Genomic DNA, 21,874 nt, shown 5'->3' with positions numbered 1-21,874 from the left:
TATTATGGCCCACAAGAAAGGTACAGGCAGTACACGTAACGGACGCGACTCTAATTCTCAGCGTCTGGGTGTCAAAAAGTACGGCGGTCAAGTTGTCAAAGCTGGCAACATTTTGATCCGCCAACGCGGCACTAAAGTTCACCCCGGTAATAATGTTGGTATCGGCAGAGATGATACTCTATTTGCCATGATTGACGGTGTGGTGACTTTTGAAAGAAAAGGCAAAACTCGCAAGAAAGTCAGCATTTATCCTGTTGTAGCAGCACCTGTGGCTCAACCAGTGGCTGAAGCTGTCGCAGTTTAGTTTTATGGTTCCTAGGCTATGCCTGGGAACGCATATCTAGAGGCTCTGCCTCCTGATTTTCTATGTTATTAGAAAGTTACAGGAGGCAGAGCTTTTTGCAATTTGTTTCGCCGGAGAAAGGACTGTGGCTACTTACCAAGAACCAGAGAAGCAGGAAAAACTCTCGTTTTTACTCCTAAAAATTGCCTAGCCTCCTCCGACAATTGTGACAACTTCTAAAATGTCGCCCTCTTGCATCTGTGTAGTTTCCCAAAATTGTTTGTGCAGAATTTCCCCGTTGTACTCCACAGCCACCAAGCGCGGGTTTAATCCCAATTGTTCTAGTAATTTTGGTAACGGTGTGTCGATCGCACAATTGCGGGTTTCTCCGTTAACTTGCAGCGCAATTTGATTTATCATCAGTAAAATATCTGTTTTTAGGGCGGGTTTGGTAACAAAATTATATTTTATGCACAGATTTCCTGTGCTAAACCCGCCCTACAAATCGCCAATCAACCTAGCTTTTTCCGTGTAAAGCTTTCTGAGCTTTCAGATTCTGCATCCGAATCAACTGCGAGATGAAAAACTGCGTGACTAAAGTAGGCTGTTCTGCTTCCATAATTGCGCGTACTATGGCAACCCTTTGAGCTCCGGCATTCAATACTTCATCGAGGTTGTTGATATCAATTCCGCCGATCGCAAACCACGGAATCGGCGACTTATCAGCAGCATACCGCACATAGTCCAAACCTGTCGCGTGTTTATCAGGTTTAGTAGGAGTGTGGTAAACAGGCCCAACTCCAATATAATCTGCTCCCGCATCAATAGCTCGCTGCATTTCCTCGCCATTCGTAGTCGAACAACCGATGATGCGTCCCGGGCCGAGCAACTTGCGCGCTTCCGCCACAGGCAAATCTCCCTGTCCTAAGTGTACGCCGTCGGCATCCGCTGCGATCGCAAAATCCACGCGATCGTTCACAATCAGCAAAGCATCGTAGCGGTGACAAAGTTCGCAAAGCTGGCGCGCGTTAGCCAGCTTTGCGCCATCGTCTGAGCTTTTGTCGCGGTACTGCACCAAAGTCAGTCCGCCTTGCAAAGCAGCTTCCACAACTCCCATCAAGTTGTCTCTCGGCGAAGTTACGAGGTATAACTGCGATCGAAGTAACTGCTGGTAGCGCCGGTAAGCCAGCAAATTGCTTTCGAGAGTATAAACCCGATAGCGCATCTGCTTAAAAGCCGCGCCCATATTCCGATCGTAAATTTTGCCATACTCTTCGAGTACCCGCAGAGCTTCTTCCACCCGACAGAAATTCGCCTCCAGTAGCTGCTGAATGCTCGAACGCTGCTCTTCCTGCGGGTGAGTCAACTCCGTACCCGGATCAGCCGGCGTATCCCTAGCACTGCGAAGTTCTGCAACGTGCCAAGCAGCCAATTCTTGACGCAGTTGCTTGCACACGAGGGCTAAATCGGCGTTGTTGAGACCAAACCTGCACCATTCTTCAATAATTCTCAACCCTTCGCGCGATCGATCTAAATTTGCATCTAAAATCCGGCAGAGGGCTGGCTGTGCCGGTAAAGTTCTGTTTTGTTTGTCGGTCATCAGAACCACCCTAATTATAATTAATCTTACCAATCAACCCGCTATATTCTCCCACGCCGTCAAGATCGTGGCAAAGCAGGCGGCTTAATTTTGGCATAAACCAATCTAAATTCGACAATAATTTTTTAAGTTTTATTGAATTTGATGAAAACAAAGCATAATAGATCAAACTTGATGAGAGTGGAATCGTTAAACTGCATACCACACTTCGGAGGAGAGCCGTGAGGTTAGCAGAACAACACAAAAGATTAACAGAAGAAAACCCCAGCAGGCGGGTGAAATCAAAGTTCGATCGCGAAAACCAGACACCGAACTCGGGAAGCGGAACTCGCATCGCAAATCAGTGGGGTTTATTTATGCTCCTAAATTCTCAATATAGCGAGTGCAAAGAAAAGCGATCACAAAAATCTTGTTTAAGTTCTTGCCTTCTGCTAGTCTTTGCGATGACCGCCCTTTGCAACCATCAACCGTCAGTTATCGCTGCCGGGATACCGGGAGTGCAGCTACTTTCTCAGACGCCACAGAGCGACATCAACATACTGTACGTCAGCTCGACCGGCGGCAGCGACACAGGAGGTAACGGCAGCGATCAAGCTCCGTTTAAAACCCTTACCTACGCCTTAAGCGTGGCCCCGCCCAAAACAGCGATTTTGCTAGCGCCCGGTACTTACAGCGAGCAAACCGGCGAAAAATTTCCATTAATGCTCAGGCCCAGCGTAACAGTTCAGGGAAATCCCAACACTCGCGGTCAGAATATTGTCATCAAAGGCGGAGGATACTTTATCAGTCCGACTTCGGCGGGCCAAAATATTGCGATTTTAGGCGCAGACGGGGCGGGACTCAGCGGGGTGACGGTGACGAATACCAACTCTCGCGGTTACGCTTTGTGGATCGAATCGAGTTCTCCAACGGTTGTCAACAATACTTTTTCTGGTAGCACTCACGACGGAATTTCGGTAGTGGGTACTTCCAGGCCGACGATTGGCGGGAATGTTTTCTCGAAAAATGGAGCTAACGGCATTACTATTTTTGGCAGTTCCCAGCCGGAAGTTCGAGATAATGTGTTTGAAAACACGGGATTTGGGGTGAATGTAGCGCAGAACGCTTCGCCTCTGCTCATCGGTAACAAAATTACTCGCAATAAAGATGGCGTGGTGGTGCAAGCTGATGCTAAACCTGTGCTGCGTAACAATTATATCGAGAGTAATCGGCGGGACGGAATTGTGGCGATATCGAGATCTCTGCCGGATTTAGGAACTGCGGCCGAACCGGGGGGCAATGTCATTCGCAACAACGGGCAGTACGATGTGAACAATGCTGCCAAAGGTCAAGTAATCCCAGCTTACGGCAATCAATTGTTGAGCAGCCGGACGACGGGATCGGTTGATGTGGCGGGAACTTTTACCCCTGGGCCAATGGGGGGAAGTGCTTTGCAGCTAACGATTGATCGACCTCCCAGCATCGGCGGCCCCGACACTTCTCTCCCTGCTTACACCCCCGGACGGCTAAGCCCCAGAGTTGAAAGAGCGCCACTTCCCCCGCCTGCGCCCGTTTCCAGGCGACCAGTGCAAAATCTATCGGCACCGCCCAGCGCTGAGTTGCGGCAAGAGCTTTCTGGGAGGAATGCCGCTGCTTCATCGGTAGTCCCAGGGACAATCGCAATTCCTGTGCCCGATCCGAATTCTCGATCGGTTTCGGAAATTTCGGTACAGCAACCAATTATTCCTCCCAATTTTGATAGTTCGAGTTCGGTTTCTTCTGAGGGTAGATTGCCAGTTCCGAGCCGCAACATTCCTATCGGAAGGGGCGGCTATGTACCTGCACCTTTAGGGGGGAATTCTTTGCCCGATTCCGAGGATAATTCGCCGTCATTCGATCGACCGTTGGCTTTGGGTTTGCGCTATCGAGTTGTGGTGGATACCGACAGGCCGGGCGATCGACAAAAAATGCTATCCCTGGTTCCCGATGCTTTTCGCTCTTTTTCCAGCGGGCGATCGGTGATGCAAGCCGGTGCTTTTCGGGAACGCGAAAAAGCTGAGGAATTGCTACAAATGCTCTCCGCTAACGGTTTGAATGCTCGAATTGAGGACATTAAATAAAATGGTCATTAGTCATTAGTCATTAGTTGACTGTTGACTGTTGACAGCCAAAGACTGCTTGCTACTTCAAAATTTCAATATTTTAGGGCCTAGCATATCGGATGCCAGACCCTAAAACATTTGTAAATTAAGTTGATTCAAGTGGGTTTTTAGCTCTGCTGAGTTTCAGCAAACTACAACTAAGGTGAACTTTTTGGCAACTACTCTGGAGACGAGCTAGCTATCAGCGGAGTCTATTCAGACTTCTGTGTTTGACTGTTGTGCGATCGCAAATTTTGATTCATGCAATAGCCTCAAGCTATCTAACAAATATCGATCGCAATGTCAACCTTTCTTTGCTAATAAGCTACACTGTTCAGGCGTTGCCTGCGAACTAGAGCCGATCGGGACAAATACTCTAACTCCAAATTTTTTATCCAAGTTTTTTGTGCTTCTTGGTTTTGCCCCTCATGTTTTTAAGTTAACACCAACTGCGCGCATAAAAACACTTTGTTTACCAAACTTGACACTTTTTTATGTGAAGAAATACTTCCAAAAGCGATTATTAACAATTTGTACGATCGCCAGAGCGCGCAACGTGCATAGTCGGCACTTTTCGCTTGCTGTCAACGCAGCAGAGCTTCCCAAGTTGCGCGGCCGACAATGCCGTCTGCTGGCAATTGGTATTGTCGCTGAGCGGCCTTGACAGCAGCTTGAGTTTCCGGGCCAAACACGCCATCAGCACTCACCCGCAAAAATCCCTTGGCCTGCAGCCGCTCTTGCAAATCTCTGACTGCTGCCCCCCGCATTCGTCTTCTTAAAACTGGAAAATTGGTTGACTGCGCTTGGGGGTTAATCTCTGAGTTGTCGCCAGTTAAAGGAGCGTTGGCGATCGGGTTTTCGATCGCGCTCGGAGCTGCTGGAAACAGTCGGTTCCAAGTATCTTGACCGACTATTGCGTCGGGAGGCAGACCTGCTGCTTCCTGGAACTGAGACACAGCTCTAGCGGTGCTTTGTGAGAAAATCCCGTCTACAGTGTCAGCGTAAAAGCCCAACAATTTAAGAGCAGCTTGGAGTTCGATCACTTCCGAGCCGCGGCTGCCCAATTTGATTGCGGGGCGGACGATCGCACCTGTTTGAGCGATCGGGCTGTTGCTGTTACTCTGTTCGGAGGTAGGTAGCTGTGCCGCAGCAGGAGTAAGGGCGATCGATCCCATTACCAATAAACCGCACAAACTCCAGCCGAAGAGCAAACTCGGAACCTCGCGGGCGTCATTCCAGCTTGCTGTCAAGTTTTGGGACATTGGGAATTCGACCTCTGCAAAACTGGTAGCGATCGTACATCAAATCTGGAAAAAAGTGGGAATTTCGGCATTGGGAATGGGGCATCGGGCATTTACTGGTTCGCAGGCACAGCCAGGTTTCCAGATTAAATCAAAACTCACAACTTTTTCCCCGTTCCCTTTCCTAAAAAAAATTTATCCCTCTCAAATAGCTGCAATTGGCAAAAAAACTGCTAGATTGCCCTACAGAAAACATTGAACCGCGTTCCTTGGGCCCCAGCAACACCATGTCCGAATCCAGCAGCAATCCCACCAGAACCGCCCGCCAAATAGACATCGGCAACGTCAACATCGGGAACTTCCAAGTCGGCAGCATCAGCGGCACCAAATACAACGACCTTAACGCCAACGGTCGCCCTGATCCCGGAGAAGTCCCAATTCCCAACTGGCAAATCTACCTCGACCTCAACAACAACGGTCAGCCAGAATTTAACGAACCTTCCACCCTCACAAACCCGCAAGGCAACTACATCTTCGCCAACCTGCCGCCGGGCACTTACCAAGTTAGGGAAGTCCAGCAGCCGAACTTTCGCCAAACTACCCCAAATCCCGCACCCATCACAATTACCAGCGGCACAAACGCTGGCAATATCAATTTTGGCAACAACTTTAACGCCGGGACGATCGCAGGCACAAAATTCAACGACATCAACAACAACAGCAGTCGAGATCCCGGGGAACAAGGGCTAGCTAACTGGCAAATTTACCTCGACCTCAACCGCAACAACAGGCTCGACGGCGGCGAACCTGTTACTTTGACCAACGCTCAGGGTAATTACGCTTTTGTCAATATTCCCGCAGATACATATGTGGTGAGAGAAGTCCAGCAACCGGGTTTTCGCCAAACTACGCCCGACCCGGGCCCAATTAACGTTACTTCCAACGCCACTATCAGCAACGTCAATTTTGGTAATGTCTTTTTTGTCGGCAGCATCAGCGGCTTCAAGTTCAACGACCTCAATGCCAACACCGTCAGAGACGCGACAGACCCCCCTCTGACCAACTGGCAAATTTACCTCGACCTCAACGGCAACAACAGTCTAGACCCGGGCGAACCCAACACCATCACAAACCCGCAAGGCAACTACACTTTTGCCAATGTTTCTCCCGGCCGGTATTTGGTGAGGGAAGTCCAGCAACCGGGATGGGTACAGACTACGCCAAATCCAGGCCCGATCGACATCATCGGCAATACCAACGCTGTCGGCGTCTCTTTCGGCAACAATTTACCCACCGGCAGCATCAGCGGCTTCAAGTTCAACGACCTCAACGCTAACGGCATCAACGAACCGACGGAACCGAGAGTTGCCAACTGGCCGATTTACCTTGATTTCAACAACAACGGCGCCCGAGATCCGAATGAACCTTCGACTTTAACAAACCCCCAAGGTAATTTCTCTTTTATCAATTTGCCTCAAGGAACCTATGTGGTGAGGGAAGTCCCGCAGCCCGGTTTTCGACAAACTACGCCCAATCCCACTCCGATCGCCGTGGGCAACGGCACAAATGCCACTAATCTCAGCTTTGGCAATGTGTTGGTAACTGGCACGATCAGCGGTGTGAAATTTAACGATTTTAACGCCAACGGCCGCCTAGATCCCGGGGAACCGCCGATCGCCAACACTCCAATTTACATCGACCTCAACAACAACGGCAGTTTAGATCCGGGCGAAGCGAGTACCTTAAGCGATGTTCAAGGCAATTACAGTTTCCGCAACGTTCCGGTAGGTAGTTATGTTGTCAGGGAAGTTCAGCGGCCGGGTTTCATTCAAACGACTCCGCCTGCAGTGGTTGTTGTCTCGGCAGATATTCGGGCCAGCAGCATCGATTTGCTGACGGGAGAGGCTGAGGGTCGATCGGCTAAATCCTTGAATGATGACCCGCCGACGGATGCCAGCAACTATGCGGGACTGGAAGTAGCGGGTAATATGGGGGCGGATAGCTTGCTTTTGAGCGAGGGTCGTGATACAGTCAGTGATTTTTTGGTCGATCGACCTGTTGCCAATTTAGGCAATATTCCTAACTTGGGGCCACAGAATGTAGGTCTGGATACTAATCCACAAATCGGTGAATTTGTCAAAAAAAATGAATTAATTAAAGGGGCGATCACGGACTCGGTTGTGCCGATGGGTTGGAGAGATTTCCCGGTGATTTAGGGTGACACAAAGCTCGATCGCCCAGAATCCCAAACCGCAGATAAAAATCAGGAAGAGGTTAAAGGGCGATCGCGTGATACCCTATTGTTGGCAACCTCCAACACTCAAGCCTAAGTTCCGGCAACTCCGAAGCTGGCTTGTATATTGGGTGCAATATTCATAGGCAGTAGCATCTCTGTGAATGAGAAACTATCAGGTAATTCCCCCAAACCAGATCGGCGTATTTCCAGGCAAAGCAAGTCATATCAAGTGCGGTCGCTCGATCGATGCTGGTTCTCTGTGCTTGGCAATCCCAGAGGCTGCGATCGCCAAGCACAGCGAACCCGGACAAACAAGAACGATGCCGCCGGACTTGATATCAGGGGGGAGAAGTCAGTCTTAGGCTTTTTAAAGCTCGAAACAGCAAGTATGTACGGACAGAGAAGGCGTGCAAATCCTGAAGATGTTGCCCTCAAATTGCCAGGGTTCTTCAAAACCTGATATACTTGCCAGCGACAAAGCTTGAGGCATTGTTGTGTGAGATGGGAACATTACCTCAAGTGCAGACGTATGTAAAATCGAGTAGCGGTTGTCAGCTATTAGTAAAAACTACTCAGCAAGTTACAACCCATACAGTAGTCTGTAATTTACGTGGATTTAGGTGTGAAGGAGAGAAATCATGGCAGATTTAGATTTAACTAACGCAGAGCTCAGTGCCAAGCAATTACAGCCAGTTGTGGTTGGGGATGCTGGCCCGGCAATTTTAGGCATCAAGTTCAATGACTTGAACAGGGATGGCATCAGACAGGCCAATGAACCGGGTCTGGCGAATGTTCCCATTCTCCTCGAATCAGCAACAAGCAGCAACGGTGTATTTAATGCTGGTACTGGAGAAGTCTCAACCACGACGGACGCTAACGGCGCGTTCTCATTCATAAATCTTGTCCCTGGCAATTACGTACTCACCGAAACGGCACTACCTCCTGGTTTCACCGCTACTACTCCCAACCCCCTCGCTGTCACCGTGGGCGCCAGAAATGTCAACGTTTTCTTTGGCAACGGCCCAGTAGAAACACCTCTAGGCAGCCGGATCGTTGGATGCAAATATTTAGACATAGATGCCGACGGCTTCCGAGACGGGAATGAACCGGGGATTAAAAATGTCAGGATATATATTGATTCCAATGGCAACGGTCAACGCGATGCAGGGGAACCCAGCACCTTAACAGACAAAAATGGTGCATGGTCGTTCAACGTAGCACCCGGAACCTACAAGATTCGGGAAGAACGGATCATACGACAAATTAATTCTGTTACCGGACTAGAAGTTAATGCTACGAACGCAGAACCCTTAGAAACACAAGATTTTCCCCAAAGCACACCCCCCGGCAACGTTCCGGTACTGGACGTGACGGTAGCCCCAGGTCAAACCTTTGCCTGCGCTCAAGTTGGCGATACTCCGCTCTATCAAATTGAAGTTAACAAATTTCGAGACATAGACCGCAACGGCTCGCGAAATGTTGTTAATGGAGTCTTGGAACCCCCGATTGCCCGAGTACCGTTTATTTTAGATGTGAACGGGAACGGTCGCTGGGATCAAGGCTCCGAACCCATAGCCATCACAGATGCGAACGGAGTGGCTACTTTCAAGGATTTGCGAGCTGGCAATTACAAAGTGTTGGAAATTTTTCCAGGTGTACTGCCTCCAGAAGTAGGTGGCGGTGTCCCCGGAAACCTCAATGCTCCAGTATCAACAACTGGAAACCCCGCTCTGGTTTCGGCACCAGGGCCTCAGGCGCGATTCCAGGGTACGATCAGCAGAGAGCAACCACTGCTAGTAGCAGACTCAACCTACACGCTGAAACCAAACGACCCTAAATTCGTAGACTCCAACCGCGACGGCGTTCAACAACCAGGTGAAAGATCGATCGCCACCACTGGTGAGCGGCCGATTTTTGCAGCGCCAGTTACAACTTTACCAGCCCCCAACCCCCAACCATCACTTACCTTTTCTCCTGTTGGAGCTACTCAGGGTATTGGCAGTAATGCCGGTGTAGGCAACACTCTACCAATCATCAATGTCTTCAAATACAATGACTTGAATGCCAACGGTCGCTACGAACCAAATCAGGGTGAAGCGCCAATTAGCGGTGTCACTGTCTTCCTAGACACCAACAATAATGGGACTCCCGACACTGGAGAACAGCAACTCAGGACAAATGACCAGGGAAGAGCCGCCTTTACCAACTTGACACCGGGCAATTATGTCGTCCGCGAAGTTGTACCGCCGAATTTCTCGGCTTCTACAGCAGATCGCGTCGATGTTAGCCTCAATCTTCAGGACGCCAACGTTACCTTTGCCAACACACCCAGCAGCAACATCACCGGGTGTAAGTTTGAGGACTTCAACCTGAACGGTTATCGAGATGGAAATGAGCCAGCTATTCCTGGTGTCACCATCTTTATCGATAGCAATGGTGACGGTCAGTTGCAAGCAAATGAACCCACTACTACTACCAATCAGTTTGGTACTTTTGCTTTCAACAATTTGCGCCCCGGTACTTACAAAATTCGAGAAGTAACGCCTCCTGGTTACTTCCAAACAACTCAACCAGTAGATGTTGTTCTGGGTGCGAATCAAACCTTTACTTGCGCTTTGGTCGGTAACTCTCGCCGCTATGACCTCTTGGTTCCTAAATTCCGAGATGACAACCGCAACGGTATAAAAGACGGAAACGAACCGCCCCTTGCCGATGTACCCTTCACTTTGGATTTGAATGGCAACGGCCGCTACGATGCTGCAACAGAACCCCTGGTGAGAACTGATGCTGCTGGTATTGCTCGGTTTAATAATTTGTCTCCAGCCAGCTACTCGGTTTTGGAAGTCTTCGATACTCCGGGCGTTCCCAACAATTTCCCGATCCGAACTGGGCCCAACCCGGTTAGCTTTGACGTGCCGGGCCCGAATACTACGCCTACGGTGGTGGCACCGACGGCAACTGCGACCAGAACTGCTTCTAGCCTTGACAAGAAGGATCCGTTGACTGGTGGCAGCACCGCTGGCAACACGGATGTGGTGGCTCCTAGCACCGATCTTTTGACTAACGGCGGTAGTTCAACCGATGATGTCGTGACAGCCAGCAGTGCCTATAGCTTGCTCGCACCTAACACTGCAGGTCCGGTGATCCCTGTTGACATGAACAGTGTGTCAAGGTCGGCGAGTTCGCTGATGGCAGTAACGACAGTAGATCCGACTCAAGATCTATCTAAATTAGGGTTGGGCGCTCTGACTCAGCCTCAAACTCATGCCTTACCCTTATTTTAAGGTTAGTTGGAGTCTGTAGTTGGAGACTCAGCAATTAGCAGCTAGCTTGTTTAAACTGCACGTCAAAACATTGTTTTGGCGTGCTTTTTGCTGTATTGGTAAAGTAGTTTATTTCCTGGCATACCGCCGATCGCCCAAACTGTCTTTAGTAGTAGGGAACGATCGGCAAAAAGAGCGATTCCCTAGTTCCAGAAAACCTTTATTTATGGAGGTAGAACCTAGACGAATATGTTATGCCAACTCAACAACAAACCAATCCAGCTCAACATCAAGAACAGCAACCCGGTATTGAATCGCAAATGACTCCGCAACCCCAATCGTTCGCGGAGGGATATCGCGGTAGCGACAAATTGCGGGACAAAGTAGCTTTAATTACTGGCGGAGACAGCGGTATCGGGCGTGCAGTGGCGATCGCCTTTGCCAAAGAAGGCGCTAACGTGGTCATCAGCTATCTTAACGAAGATGAAGATGCTAACAAAACCAAAGAGGCGATCGAACAACAAGGCCGCCGCTGCATTGCGATCGCCGGCGACATCGGCGATGAAAAGGTCTGTCAAAACCTTGTAAAACAAACAGTTAAAGAATTTGGCCACCTCGACATCCTCGTCAACAACGCCGCCGAACAGCATCCCCAAGAAAGCATCGAAGACATCACCGCCGAACAATTAGAGCGCACCTTCCGCACCAACATTTTCTCAATGTTTTACCTCACAAAAGCCGCTCTAAAACACCTACAAGAAGGAAGTGCAATTATCAACACTACCTCTGTCACCGCTTACAAAGGCAATCAACAATTGCTAGATTACTCCTCGACAAAAGGAGCAATTGTTGCTTTTACCCGCTCTTTGTCTCAAAGTTTAGCTGAGAAAGGAATTCGCGTTAACGGAGTAGCTCCCGGCCCGATTTGGACGCCTCTAATTCCCTCAACTTTCCCCGAAGAAAAAGTTGCGACATTTGGTGCAGATACCCCCTTGGGACGCTCCGGTCAACCCGATGAAGTTGCCCCCAGTTACGTGTTTTTAGCTTCAAAAGATTCGTCTTACATGACTGGTCAAATTTTGCATCCCAACGGCGGTTCTGTGGTTAACGCATAGAAAGGAGTTGCCGAGAAATAAAGTACCAGTCAAATAGGGATAATTGCGATCTCCGATTCTGTAAGGTTTCAGAACGTTGCCACTCCGGTAGATACTGTTGTAATTGCTTTGGTAAGTAGGTCATTGCAAAAAACAATAGTATCTTGGAGGGGTGGGTTTTCCTAACAATCACTCCTATAGGGCGTCTGAATGATTTGTGTAAAAAGAAAAGTGGTCAGCTCAAATTCAAGAAAAAAAGGGGCTAGACAAGTAGCTAGTGCCAGCAGCGGGCGCTGCGACTCGCGACAGGAGGCGATCGAACACCGAATCTGCGGGTGCCCGTGAGCGCCCGCAGTCGCGAGTCGCAGTAAAAAAAGGAGAAAAAAAATGTTAAACGATTCTAAAAAAAATAAGAGAGAGAACTAGAAGAGTTGCAAAACTTTATTTCTCTTCTCACAAATATCACAGAGTGGAAGAGAGTACAGGCTGTTAAGCTGAGATTAAAAGGATTTAGTTATTGAAAAATCGAAAAACGATTAGAAGTTTCAACAATTTTTATTGCACAAACTCACAAAAAATATTGAGCTGGGGGAGTCGCGGCATTAAAGTTAAAACATCCAGGTTTAAAAAGCTATTTAACTAAGGAACAGCTATCCGCAACTATCCAGTGACCATCTCAGGGTGCATCTCACTTTTGCAGATACATCAAGTAGAAAGTTGACCATTGAGATAAGCACAGCGAAGAGAAAGGATAGAGGAAACACTCTCGATATTCCACTGCGCTCCCGATAATTTCACCCTTAGTCCAATCCGTTTAATCGTTGATTCCACTGTTCCAGAACCGATAGAACTTAAAGATTCTTCTTTATAGTATCGGTAGTTAACTATTCGGTTGCGATGGAACTCTAAATAATTGCAAAAGGTTTTAAATCCTTTTCTTTTCAACTCTTTAAATAAATTGATAACTTCATTAACTTGACCAGACCATAACAGACTTTCGGCTTGTTTTAATCGTTTCAATGAACCCCCGGCTTTGTACAAATTTTCTTTCAGATGATACCAATCTAAAATTTCTTGTCTTTGTTCAGTCACTCCAATTTCTTGAAACAAGTTCCAAATTCCGGGATGACCATCCCCTATACAATATATAGGATGTAGCAATTTTTGGATATTACTCCAATCAATTAAATCTTGATTATTTTGAAAGAATGCTCCGCAATAAACATTATCTAAACACACGGCTTTATAATCTTTCCAATAACATGGCTCACCCTTGATTTCGTTGCGTAGCCTGACTTTACCTCCATCTAACGTAATTTCTTGGACTCCTTGTTTAGATGTAGGCAATTCAAATTCTTGCCTATGAACTAATCTCTGTAAGGTACTATGAGAAACAGGAATTCCTGTAAATGTTTCTAAATCTTTTTCTCCTTTTTGATAAGACTCGTTGGCGCTGATTATCAGAGCGCACTTTTCCATCATTGGACTGAGTTGACTATAAGGTTTTAGCCCGAAATATTTCGCCTGATTGTCTGTAATATTCAGCAACCCGACTAATGATTTTACGGTTCGCTGTCTTCCTGTTTTAATTCCTGATACTTTTGAAAAAAAAACCTACCTAGTTCGGGTCCAACTTCTTTTAACATTTTTTGACGTAGAGAATTTTCGATACTTTCAAAATTTGAAAGTTCGGTTGAATCTGTATTTCTGTAAAGAATTTCTGCTACCCCTTTTAAGTGTGCTTTTAGGCGTTGTTGGTCTTCGGGTGTCATTTTTTTACCTCATCTTTTTTCACAGTTTTACTAGCTTTTTCATTTTAGCCCTTTTTCATATATTTGCAAAAGTGAGATGCACCCCCATCTCAACCCGAAAACCAGAATATATCAGAACTAGAAAGATACTGGATCTCAAATTATGAGATAATATTTAAATCGCGGGAAAGTTACTATCGAATATGGAAAGCGGGTCAATCAAGCTGGCTGAAAGCTAACGTATAAAAATCGAGGAAACAGCCAGAAGTTATTAAAAAAAAACGCTAGGTCCGAAAGCTTATCAAAGCACAAGCCAGAAATAGCAGCAGGAGAACTGGTAGTGTATGCCTGAGATGAGGGTCACTTACAAGGTGATAATATTTTTAACTACTTATGGGGCGATCGTCAAAAAAGAACGGTAGTCAAGCTGGACAATCAACGAGATAGGCAAACTCCGGGATGGTGTATAAAATCTAGTGAGTAAATAATTTATTGTGAAGCCATATAATAAAGCGGGAAATGAATAACACACAGGGAAATTTGTTGAAGAACTCAAGCAAATGAATCGACATCAAAAAATGTTGTTAATCTGGGATAATGCTAGCTACCATAGAGATGAAAAAATGCACCAGCCATTAATGAGGGGAGGGAAAACGACGTAAATCATACCAATTCCGGTTGTATCGGAATGATTAAACCACAGAGGACACAGAGAAAGAGAAGAGAGAGATGCATAATTCCGATGTCAACGGATTAGATATCACCGTCAGAATGTTCAATAAGTTGTTGTTTGTTTGGCCCTTATGGTTCCGAATAAAATCCACTAGAAAGTATTTGGCTACAAGCTAAATACTTTATTAGACGTTTTTATGATCTCTGTAAAACTTTTAGCAGGGTTAAGAAACTATTTCAATTTTTATTGAAGTTTAAACTTTTCACTCCTCCTAACAAAAAAAATATGATGCTTTTGCACAAATGATTTAGGCTTGCTCTACATAAGCTCATGAATACAAAAGCACTAACGCCAAGCGTTTAAAAGACATAAAGACCTCTAGGAAGTCAGAGCAAGGATTTGTCTGAAAAGTCGGTAACACGGATAAGTTCTGGTTTCTGAATCGATCTTACTGGCAGAGGTGTTGTAAATGATGAAATGTCTACTTGTGAGAACTGCTGGACTTGCCAGCGAACGCTTTCAACTCAAGGGCGTCGTGACTACAGAAGAGGCGCACGCTGTTACTCCGATCGACTGATAATGCGCGCAGCCGGTCTTGATTGAGTAACCTAGCCTTGCGGTCTACCTCCATCATCCACTGGTAGGCGCGTAGTCCGGGCGTGCAGCGTCGTTTGGAGGAACCCATCTCGTCTCTGTAAAAGTAGGCATCGCCTGCGTGTAGGAGCCAACCCTCCGGGGTGTCGATCGCGATGCCCGCATGACCCCGCGTGTGACCAGTAAGCGGGATGAGCAGAATCTCTGGTGGTAGCCCCTCAAGATCGCGGACAGCCTCAAAACCAAACCAAGGCTCGCCCCCCGCCGAATAGTATTTCCAGCGTTTGACTTCATCCCACTGCCCTGGACGATAGCGCCTTTTTGTTATGAAACCGTGCCGATCGTGCGTGGCATCCATTTCAGCCTGCATAACGTGTACCGTTGCTTCAGGGAAATCCTCTAGACCACCGGCATGATCGAAATCGAGGTGGGTTAGCACAATATGGCGCACCTCGCTTGCAGAAAATCCAAGCTGCTCGATTTGAGCGATCGCCGTGTACTTGCGATCGAACTGGATGTTATTAAAGTGGACAAAGAATGGGCTCAGCCGGGAATAAGGCGACTTGATATCGCGCAGTCCGAAGCCGGTATCAATGAGAACAAGTCCCTGATTCGTTTCAATGAGCAGACAATGGCAGACGAGGTTAGCCGTCAGCCCGCGACTGAAGCCATCGAAGAGCGGCCCGCCAATCGGGCACATACAGCCACAATTGAGATGGTGAATTTGCATAAATCCTCTGTTACGATGCCTCCGAGGAGCCATCCTAAATGTGTAAGTTCCGGCCTAGTTTCCAAGAGTGTCAACTGAGCATATTCGATCGATCTGTAGGCGCAGATTACTTATTACCCGACCCCGGTTCAGTAAGTTGACGGTGCCCTTCGGCATTAACGGTATCAGGCAAGACCTTGCTTACAGTGCCCTGAAGTTTCGTCTTGAGCGATCCTGCAACAATGCTGTCCTTGCCTGCCATCAGCGCCTCAAAACCTTGCTTGGCAACCATAGCCGGGTCATCTTTGCGATCGGCACCCGCCTTAGTATCATCCATTTGGGCCCGATGGAAGAAGTTGGTATCGGTTGGCCCGGGCATCAGCGAGGTGACGGTGACGCCCGTATCCTTCAACTCGTTACGCAGCGCCTCCGAGAACGAGTGCAAAAACGCTTTGGACGCCGCGTAGACTGCCTCGAACGGTCCCGGCATCAGGGCGGCGATCGACGAAGTGAAGAGGATGCGACCCCGGCCGCGATCGACCATATCCTTGAGTACCCGTTTGGCGAGATGTACGGAGGAGACGACGTTTAGGTTGATCAGATTAAGTTCGTCCTTCAGGTCAGTTTCGCGGGCAAAGTCGCCACCGACACCGACACCTGCGTTAATCGTGATCGCATCCACCGATCGACCAGTCGCCTTAATCTTGCTGTAGAGCGTTTCCACACCGTCGTAGGTAGCGAGGTCTGCCTCAACCGTCTCGACTTGGGCACCAAGCTTCTCGAAGGCAATAGCTGCTTCATTGATACTTGGGCCGGTGGAGGTGACTAGAAGATCGAAGCCGTTTTGAGCGAACTGTTTGGCGAGTTCGTAGCCAATGCCGTTAGAGGCACCCGTCACGACAGCCAAGGGGCGGGTCAAGGAACTGTTCATAACCGTCCAAACTCCTGTTTAACTGCTCCGTACTCGTGTGTCTGGGCTTGCTTCTCTTTCTACCAGACAAACTGTGTGGACTGTGGCTTTTCAACTTTTACAATCCTAGGGAGGCAGCAGTGCGATCGCATCTTTCCAAGGACGTATCGCTATTGTGTTTTAGACATCTCGAATAACTCCCAAAGTCTATCTATCCCAGCTTGTTTTCTTGCTGCCTGCCTCCGTGCTCGGGCCAGGCAGCCAGAAACCAATTGATATAGCAATCCTAAATGATTTGTGGGACTACTCGTTACCAGGCTCTGCCTGGTAACGCAGATCCGGAGGCTCTGCCTCCATTTTCGCAGGCGAGGCAGAGCCTCTGGACATGGGAAACCCATGTCCAGAGCCTGGGAACCAGTTATTGAAAATGATTTAGGATTGCTATATTGCTCGTTTTAGTTTTCTGGCATCGATATCGCTTTTAATGAAAGAGTCTCTCATAAGCTATTGCTTTTTCCCGCTCTTTTTGTTGCAGTTGTAAGTTATTCATTTTTTTATTGTCACAATCAAGTATTGCATATAATTGTATCATAGTCTTGATAATGATTTAGGATTGCTATAGTGAATATTTTTCAACACAAACAATAGAATCTCTCACCGGATGGGATTACATTTTATCAGCCCTGGTTACTGTTGCATAAGTTTTGAGAATTGCTCGGTATAATTTGAAGATTTGTTTATAAAAAACCATAATCCCGCCACCAAGTTGGTAGCGGGATTGATAGGTTGCAGTTTAGCTATTCTCTACTTTTGCTAGAGTTAAAATTAGCCGACTGCTGAATTAGCTCTTTTTAGCCATTTCTTGCTGCATCGTGCTTTTTGCTGCTTTGAATTGAGTAGCCATTTGTTCCATTTGTGCTTCGCTCAGGTTGCGGCGAATTTGAGGTAACATATCCTTTTCTTCTTCTTTTACGTGATCCTGAACCGCTGTTTGGAGCTGTTTGATTTGGGCTTTAAAATCAGAAGAACTGGGGTTGAGACCCTTAATTTGGGCGAGCATTTGCTTCATTGCTGCTTGCTCGTCGTACAGTTCTTGAGTGTTGCTGTAGTAGCTGCGAATTGCTGGGTAAACAATTTGTTCTTCGGCTTCTGCGTGAACGCTGAGGTCTTTGTAAAGTTGACCGAAGAATTCTTGCAGTTTTTGAGGATCGTCGGTTTTTTCGATTTCCATAAATAGGGTATCGGCTTTGCGGTGATCCATGGTGATGATTTCGGTGATGTTCATCTCACCTTTGGTGCGGGTAACTGCACCGCCGATGATGCCGGTCATGGCTGCCATTGCATCTTGCACGCGAGCCCAAACGCCTTGGTCGGGGTCTTTGCCGGTCAGTTCGCGCACGCCTAAAATTTCGAGAACTCCTTTGAGTTGTTCTTGGTGAGCGCGGTTCTCAAAGTTAACTGTGTTGAGCGGGGTAATGGCAGCTTCGATGTCGGCGCCGACTACTTGAGCAGCTTTGTGAATTAACAAGCCAGCCATTGTTTGTTTGTGTTTGAGCAGTTCGTGCTGAGCGACTTTTTCAAACATGGTAAGTTCAGAACCTTGCATGAGTTTCTGAACTTCTTCAATCATTTTTGCGCTGGTTTCTTTGGGCTCGGCTTGAATGCCGTATTGCACGATCGTAGTTTCTAATACGCCCAAGTTTTTACGATCGTCTTCGAGCATATCCCGGAAGCGCTGGGCTAGTTCGGAGTCGTTGCAGGAATTGATGAACAATTGCTCGTTGGCGATCAGCAGGTTTTGCAGCGCTTTCATGTCTGCTAATTTAGTTGCGATCGCTTGGCGCTTGGTATCTTCTAAGGTAGCTACCATCTGTCGTTTCTCCTCTCAATGTCTTTAGTGTTCTTATATTTCTTAATTTATTGAAATATTCTGATAACATCCTCTTTCTCCCGACTGATTCATTAATATCCCGCGCAACCTATTGACTTTTGAGCAAAAAAAAGGTAAGTATTTGAGACTGCTTGAAAAAAAGCAAAAAGCAAAAAACAACAGATGAGTAAGGATGAATGGCAGATGAGTAATGATTTCTGTATAAATTAATCCCGATCGCAGAGCTGTAAAGCGCTACCATAGTTGCAGCCGAAGTTAACTGAAGTTTAAGAATAACTAGCTTGTCTCAACTGCTCACTGCTTTAGAGTTCCCAGCCAATGTCTGGAAGCTCAACAACGGGTTAACGGTCATTCACCAGCGGATTTCGGCCACACCGGTGGTCGCGCTAGACGTGTGGGTGAGGGCTGGCGCTACGCTGGAGCCGGATTCTTGGTCGGGAATGGCTCATTTTCTAGAACACATGATATTTAAAGGGACGGATTCGATCGCCCCCGGAGAATTTGACAAAGTAATAGAAAATCGCGGCGGTGTCGCTAATGCAGCTACAAGTCACGACTACGCGCATTTTTTCGTCAACGCTGCGGCAGATTATTTCGCAGAAACAGCGCAGCCGCTGGCAGAATTGCTGCTGCGGGCTTCGATTCCCGATCAGGAATTCGATCGCGAGCGAGATGTGGTGCTCGAAGAAATCCGTCAAGCTCAAGACGATCCCGATTGGCTGGGTTTCCAAGCAATGATGGAAACAGTTTACCAGCGACATCCCTACAGGCGATCGGTACTCGGCACGGAAGAGCTGCTCATGTCGCGAACTCCCTACGAAATGCGCTGTTTCCACCGATCGCACTATCAGCCGGAAAATATGACTGTGGTGGTAGTCGGGGGAATTGATGAACAACAAGCCAGAGATATTACCGGGAAAGCTTTTGAGCAGTTTTCTGAGCAGTGGGATTGTCCCAAATTAACTGCAGAGGCGGAACCGCCACTGATAGAAATTCGCCGTCAGGAACTCTGTCTCCCCCGATTGGAACAAGCGCGGCTAATGATGGCCTGGACGGGCCCGGGAGTTGAACACTTGCCAAGTGCTTGTGGCTTGGATTTGCTGTCGGTGTTGCTCGCAGATGGGCGGACTTCGCGTTTAGTCAGGGAACTGCGGGAAGAATTACAATTGGTAGAGGCGATCGACAGCACTTTCTCGCTGCAACGGGAATCGAGTTTATTTACTATCAGTGCAGTCTTGGACGCGAAGGATATCGAACAGGTGGAATCTCGGATTTGCGATCGACTTTGGGAATTGCAGTCTGAGCCAGTTTCCGAGGTAGAATTGCTCCGCTGTCAGCGTTTGCTGTGCAACGATTTTGCTTTCTCGCTCGAAACACCGGGACAGCTCGCCGGTCTTTATGGATATTACAATACGATCGCCACTGCGGAATTAGCGCTTAGCTATCCCACCAGGATTAAAGCGTTTGGGCCCTTAGACCTCCAGCGCCTAGCTCAACAATATCTCTCTCCCCGGCGCTATACAGCCGTGGTACTCAAACCAATCTAATTGGTAGACGGGTGAAAATACATATATTTTTGGTACCGGAGAGATGTTCGGCATTTGTCCGGGGTTCTTTGTGCTTGTGGCGCACCCTACGGCATAGATGTTGTTACATTTAGATGTTGTGGGTCAGGCCCTGCCCGGTATGAAATCATACAAGATCCGCATGGAAAATAGAAAAATGGCAATCAAGTAATTACCAATTACCAACTACCAATTACCAATTACCCATTTTCAATTACCAATACTTCAGCTACTCTCAGTACAAGTTCCTAACTAAATTAACCATGAAAAATGAAATCCAGCGCACGGTTTTAGACAACGGTATTGTTGTCTTGGCAGCAGAAAATCCAGCAGCAGATATTATTGCAGCTAGGATATTCCTGCGGGCCGGCAGTCGCTACGTGCAGCCGGAACAAGCAGGGTTGTGCCACTTGCTGTCGGCGGTAATGACTAAGGGAACCGATCGGCTGTCTTCGCTGGAAATTGCCGAGCGTGTAGAATCGGTGGGAGCGAGGTTGAGTGCCGACTCTACTACGGACTATTTTTTAGTGAGTTTGAAGACGGTTTCTGCAGATTTTGAGGAGATTTTGGAGTTGGCGGGGCAATTGACGCGATCGCCAACTTTCCCGGAAGCTGAAGTCGCACTTGAACGCCGCATTGCCATATCGGCCATTCGTTCGCAACAAGAACAGCCATTTGCGATCGCCTTTGAGCAATTGCGGCACGCGATGTACAATGAACACCCCTATGCTTTCTCTCCCTTGGGCACGGAAGCTACTATGTCAAAGCTCACCAGAAACGAGCTCGATGAGTTCCACAAAACCTATTTCCGTCCCGATAATGTAGTTATTTCGGTAGCCGGCAGAATATCGACCGAAGATGCGATCGCCCTGATAGATCGAACTTTTGGTGACTGGAAAGCGCCTTTAACACCCCTGCCAACTTTAACCGTCCCCCCTCTGTCACCCTCCCCTCAATCGGTCGTTACGGCGCAAGATACGCAGCAATCAGTGATTATGCTGGGCTACCTCGCACCCTCTGTCAAAAATCCCGACTATGCAGCGATTAAGTTGCTCAATACTTATTTGGGTAACGGTTTGTCGAGCCGATTGTTTGTGGAATTGCGGGAAAAGCGGGGCTTGGCTTACGACGTTTCCGCGCTCTACGCGACGCGCTTGGACACGGCTCAGTTTGTCGTGTACATGGGTACGGCGCCGGAAAATACGACGACTGCTTTTGAGGGATTGCGCGCAGAAGTCGATCGACTCGCCAACACCGAACTAAGCGAGGAGGAATTGCAAGCTTGCAAGAATAAAATGCTCGGTCAATATGCTTTAGGAAAACAAACTAATTCGCAAATTGCCCAAGTTTTAGGCTGGTACGAAATTTTGGGGTTGGGAATTAAATTTGACCAGCAATTTCAAGAAGAAATTGCACAGGTGACAGCTTCACAAGCGCGGGATGCTGCTAAGAAATATTTTGTAGAACCCTATGTTTCTTTGGTGGGGCCGGAGGCGGCGATTACAGAGTTGGGAGTGGCGGCTGTTTGTTAAGTAGGAAATTGGCGATCGAACTTGTGAAAAGTTCGATCGATGCGATCGCAGATAAAAAGAATTTTCGCTTAACAATTATTTGTGCTTTGCGATCGCTTTTAACCTTTCCAAACTTAACAACAAAGCAAACTATTCTTGCTGGCATTATCTAGAACTTAAATCGACCCTCTCAACGAACTTTTTGCTGCTGGTATAACGTTCAGGTTGAGCGGTTGCAAATAGCACTCCTAGCACCACCAGCGACTTTCAACAATCCCCTCCAACCGAATTGTTAGGTAGCGCGGTTAGCTTAACGATTCCACGCTCCCGCCTTTGCTAAATAGGGCTTGCTGAATATATAGCATTTATCGAAAAGATGAGGTATGATATAACTGACTTGAAAGGAGTGAAAAATATAAGACCCCAAAATGTT

At 47.6% G+C, this 21,874-nt stretch carries 16 protein-coding genes; 9 read left to right on the top strand and 7 right to left on the bottom strand.

From position 1 onward, the window contains the following. The first annotated feature begins 4 nt into the window (after nt 1-4). Nucleotides 5-304 carry a 50S ribosomal protein L27 gene (gene rpmA, locus QUA40_RS05920; RefSeq protein WP_333122731.1) on the top strand — a complete coding sequence of 100 codons (300 nt, stop codon included), beginning with the start codon at nt 5-7 and terminating at the stop codon, nt 302-304. Between the two features lie 186 nt (nt 305-490). Here the strand turns inward: rpmA and thiS are convergent, their stop codons facing one another. Then, nucleotides 491-703, bottom strand: a complete 213-nt coding sequence (gene thiS / locus QUA40_RS05915) for a sulfur carrier protein ThiS (protein ID WP_015176890.1) — start codon at nt 701-703, stop codon at nt 491-493. A gap of 97 nt (nt 704-800) precedes the next feature. After that, entirely contained in the window at nt 801-1,883 is a 1,083-nt protein-coding gene (locus tag QUA40_RS05910) for a thiamine phosphate synthase (RefSeq protein ID WP_333122728.1), read from the bottom strand. 221 nt (nt 1,884-2,104) lie between these two features. Here QUA40_RS05910 and QUA40_RS05905 point away from each other — a divergent pair, with 221 nt between their 5' ends. Continuing rightward, nucleotides 2,105-3,982, top strand: a complete 1,878-nt coding sequence (locus tag QUA40_RS05905) for a DUF1565 domain-containing protein (protein WP_333122726.1) — start codon at nt 2,105-2,107, stop codon at nt 3,980-3,982. Between the two features lie 605 nt (nt 3,983-4,587). On the opposite strand, the gene QUA40_RS05900 is transcribed toward QUA40_RS05905, so the two are convergent. Beyond that, nucleotides 4,588-5,265: a peptidoglycan-binding protein gene (locus QUA40_RS05900; RefSeq protein ID WP_333122723.1), complete on the bottom strand. Its 678-nt coding sequence runs from the start codon at nt 5,263-5,265 to the stop codon at nt 4,588-4,590. Nucleotides 5,266-5,462: 197 nt separating this feature from the next. Between QUA40_RS05900 and QUA40_RS05895 the strand changes: the two genes are divergently transcribed. The 4 genes from QUA40_RS05895 (at nt 5,463) to QUA40_RS05880 (ending at nt 11,858) form a co-directional block, all read left to right on the top strand. Continuing rightward, nucleotides 5,463-7,460 carry an SdrD B-like domain-containing protein gene (locus tag QUA40_RS05895; RefSeq protein ID WP_333122721.1) on the top strand — a complete coding sequence of 666 codons (1,998 nt, stop codon included), beginning with the start codon at nt 5,463-5,465 and terminating at the stop codon, nt 7,458-7,460. A 181-nt stretch (nt 7,461-7,641) separates the two neighbouring features. Then, complete coding sequence (locus QUA40_RS05890) at nt 7,642-7,842, top strand: hypothetical protein (protein WP_333122718.1); 201 nt, start codon at nt 7,642-7,644, stop codon at nt 7,840-7,842. A gap of 276 nt (nt 7,843-8,118) precedes the next feature. Next, nucleotides 8,119-10,764, top strand: a complete 2,646-nt coding sequence (locus QUA40_RS05885) for an SdrD B-like domain-containing protein (RefSeq protein WP_333122715.1) — start codon at nt 8,119-8,121, stop codon at nt 10,762-10,764. Nucleotides 10,765-10,997: 233 nt separating this feature from the next. Beyond that, entirely contained in the window at nt 10,998-11,858 is an 861-nt protein-coding gene (locus QUA40_RS05880; RefSeq protein ID WP_333122713.1) for an SDR family oxidoreductase, read from the top strand. Nucleotides 11,859-12,542: 684 nt separating this feature from the next. Here QUA40_RS05880 and QUA40_RS05875 read toward each other — a convergent pair. The 4 genes from QUA40_RS05875 to QUA40_RS05860 all read right to left on the bottom strand — a co-directional run bounded on the left by QUA40_RS05875 (nt 12,543) and on the right by QUA40_RS05860 (nt 18,344). Next, nucleotides 12,543-13,609, bottom strand: a protein-coding gene (locus QUA40_RS05875) for an ISKra4 family transposase (protein ID WP_333122710.1) whose coding sequence is annotated in 2 segments (ribosomal slippage) — nt 12,543-13,438 and nt 13,438-13,609 — 1,068 coding nt in all. Because the reading frame shifts where the segments join, the coding sequence is not laid out codon by codon here. 1,133 nt (nt 13,610-14,742) lie between these two features. Next, nucleotides 14,743-15,585 carry an MBL fold metallo-hydrolase gene (locus tag QUA40_RS05870; protein WP_333122707.1) on the bottom strand — a complete coding sequence of 281 codons (843 nt, stop codon included), beginning with the start codon at nt 15,583-15,585 and terminating at the stop codon, nt 14,743-14,745. 106 nt (nt 15,586-15,691) lie between these two features. Then, nucleotides 15,692-16,495: an SDR family NAD(P)-dependent oxidoreductase gene (locus tag QUA40_RS05865; protein ID WP_333122704.1), complete on the bottom strand. Its 804-nt coding sequence runs from the start codon at nt 16,493-16,495 to the stop codon at nt 15,692-15,694. Between the two features lie 820 nt (nt 16,496-17,315). Next, on the bottom strand, nt 17,316-18,344 hold the full coding sequence (locus QUA40_RS05860) for a hemerythrin domain-containing protein (RefSeq protein WP_333122701.1): 1,029 nt from the start codon (nt 18,342-18,344) through the stop codon (nt 17,316-17,318). 302 nt (nt 18,345-18,646) lie between these two features. Here QUA40_RS05860 and QUA40_RS05855 point away from each other — a divergent pair, with 302 nt between their 5' ends. The 3 genes from QUA40_RS05855 (at nt 18,647) to QUA40_RS05845 (ending at nt 21,614) form a co-directional block, all read left to right on the top strand. Further along, nucleotides 18,647-19,912 carry a pitrilysin family protein gene (locus tag QUA40_RS05855; RefSeq protein ID WP_333122699.1) on the top strand — a complete coding sequence of 422 codons (1,266 nt, stop codon included), beginning with the start codon at nt 18,647-18,649 and terminating at the stop codon, nt 19,910-19,912. 281 nt (nt 19,913-20,193) lie between these two features. Then, on the top strand, nt 20,194-21,462 hold the full coding sequence (locus QUA40_RS05850; protein WP_333122697.1) for a pitrilysin family protein: 1,269 nt from the start codon (nt 20,194-20,196) through the stop codon (nt 21,460-21,462). Further along, the gene (locus tag QUA40_RS05845; RefSeq protein WP_333122695.1) at nt 21,456-21,614 is read left to right on the top strand and encodes a hypothetical protein; all 159 of its coding nucleotides are present in this window, start codon (nt 21,456-21,458) and stop codon (nt 21,612-21,614) included. The genes QUA40_RS05850 and QUA40_RS05845 overlap by 7 nt, the downstream gene beginning before the upstream one ends. The last annotated feature ends 260 nt before the right edge of the window (nt 21,615-21,874 follow it).

Origin of the sequence: Microcoleus sp. Pol11C3 (assembly GCF_036701485.1) — a bacterium.
Classification (GTDB): domain Bacteria; phylum Cyanobacteriota; class Cyanobacteriia; order Cyanobacteriales; family Microcoleaceae; genus Microcoleus.
This window is presented reverse-complemented; position numbering and strand designations above follow the sequence as displayed.

What these genes read in the sequence shown, in the direction of transcription:
- QUA40_RS05860 (WP_333122701.1), bottom strand. Translation starts at nt 18,344, where the DNA reads ATGGTAGCTACCTTAGAAGATACCAAGCGCCAAGCGATCGCAACTAAA.
- QUA40_RS05880 (WP_333122713.1), top strand. Translation starts at nt 10,998, where the DNA reads ATGCCAACTCAACAACAAACCAATCCAGCTCAACATCAAGAACAGCAA.
- rpmA (WP_333122731.1), top strand. Translation starts at nt 5, where the DNA reads ATGGCCCACAAGAAAGGTACAGGCAGTACACGTAACGGACGCGACTCT.
- QUA40_RS05850 (WP_333122697.1), top strand. Translation starts at nt 20,194, where the DNA reads ATGAAAAATGAAATCCAGCGCACGGTTTTAGACAACGGTATTGTTGTC.
- QUA40_RS05900 (WP_333122723.1), bottom strand. Translation starts at nt 5,265, where the DNA reads ATGTCCCAAAACTTGACAGCAAGCTGGAATGACGCCCGCGAGGTTCCG.
- QUA40_RS05910 (WP_333122728.1), bottom strand. Translation starts at nt 1,883, where the DNA reads ATGACCGACAAACAAAACAGAACTTTACCGGCACAGCCAGCCCTCTGC.
- QUA40_RS05885 (WP_333122715.1), top strand. Translation starts at nt 8,119, where the DNA reads ATGGCAGATTTAGATTTAACTAACGCAGAGCTCAGTGCCAAGCAATTA.
- QUA40_RS05890 (WP_333122718.1), top strand. Translation starts at nt 7,642, where the DNA reads ATGAGAAACTATCAGGTAATTCCCCCAAACCAGATCGGCGTATTTCCA.
- thiS (WP_015176890.1), bottom strand. Translation starts at nt 703, where the DNA reads ATGATAAATCAAATTGCGCTGCAAGTTAACGGAGAAACCCGCAATTGT.
- QUA40_RS05870 (WP_333122707.1), bottom strand. Translation starts at nt 15,585, where the DNA reads ATGCAAATTCACCATCTCAATTGTGGCTGTATGTGCCCGATTGGCGGG.
- QUA40_RS05865 (WP_333122704.1), bottom strand. Translation starts at nt 16,495, where the DNA reads ATGAACAGTTCCTTGACCCGCCCCTTGGCTGTCGTGACGGGTGCCTCT.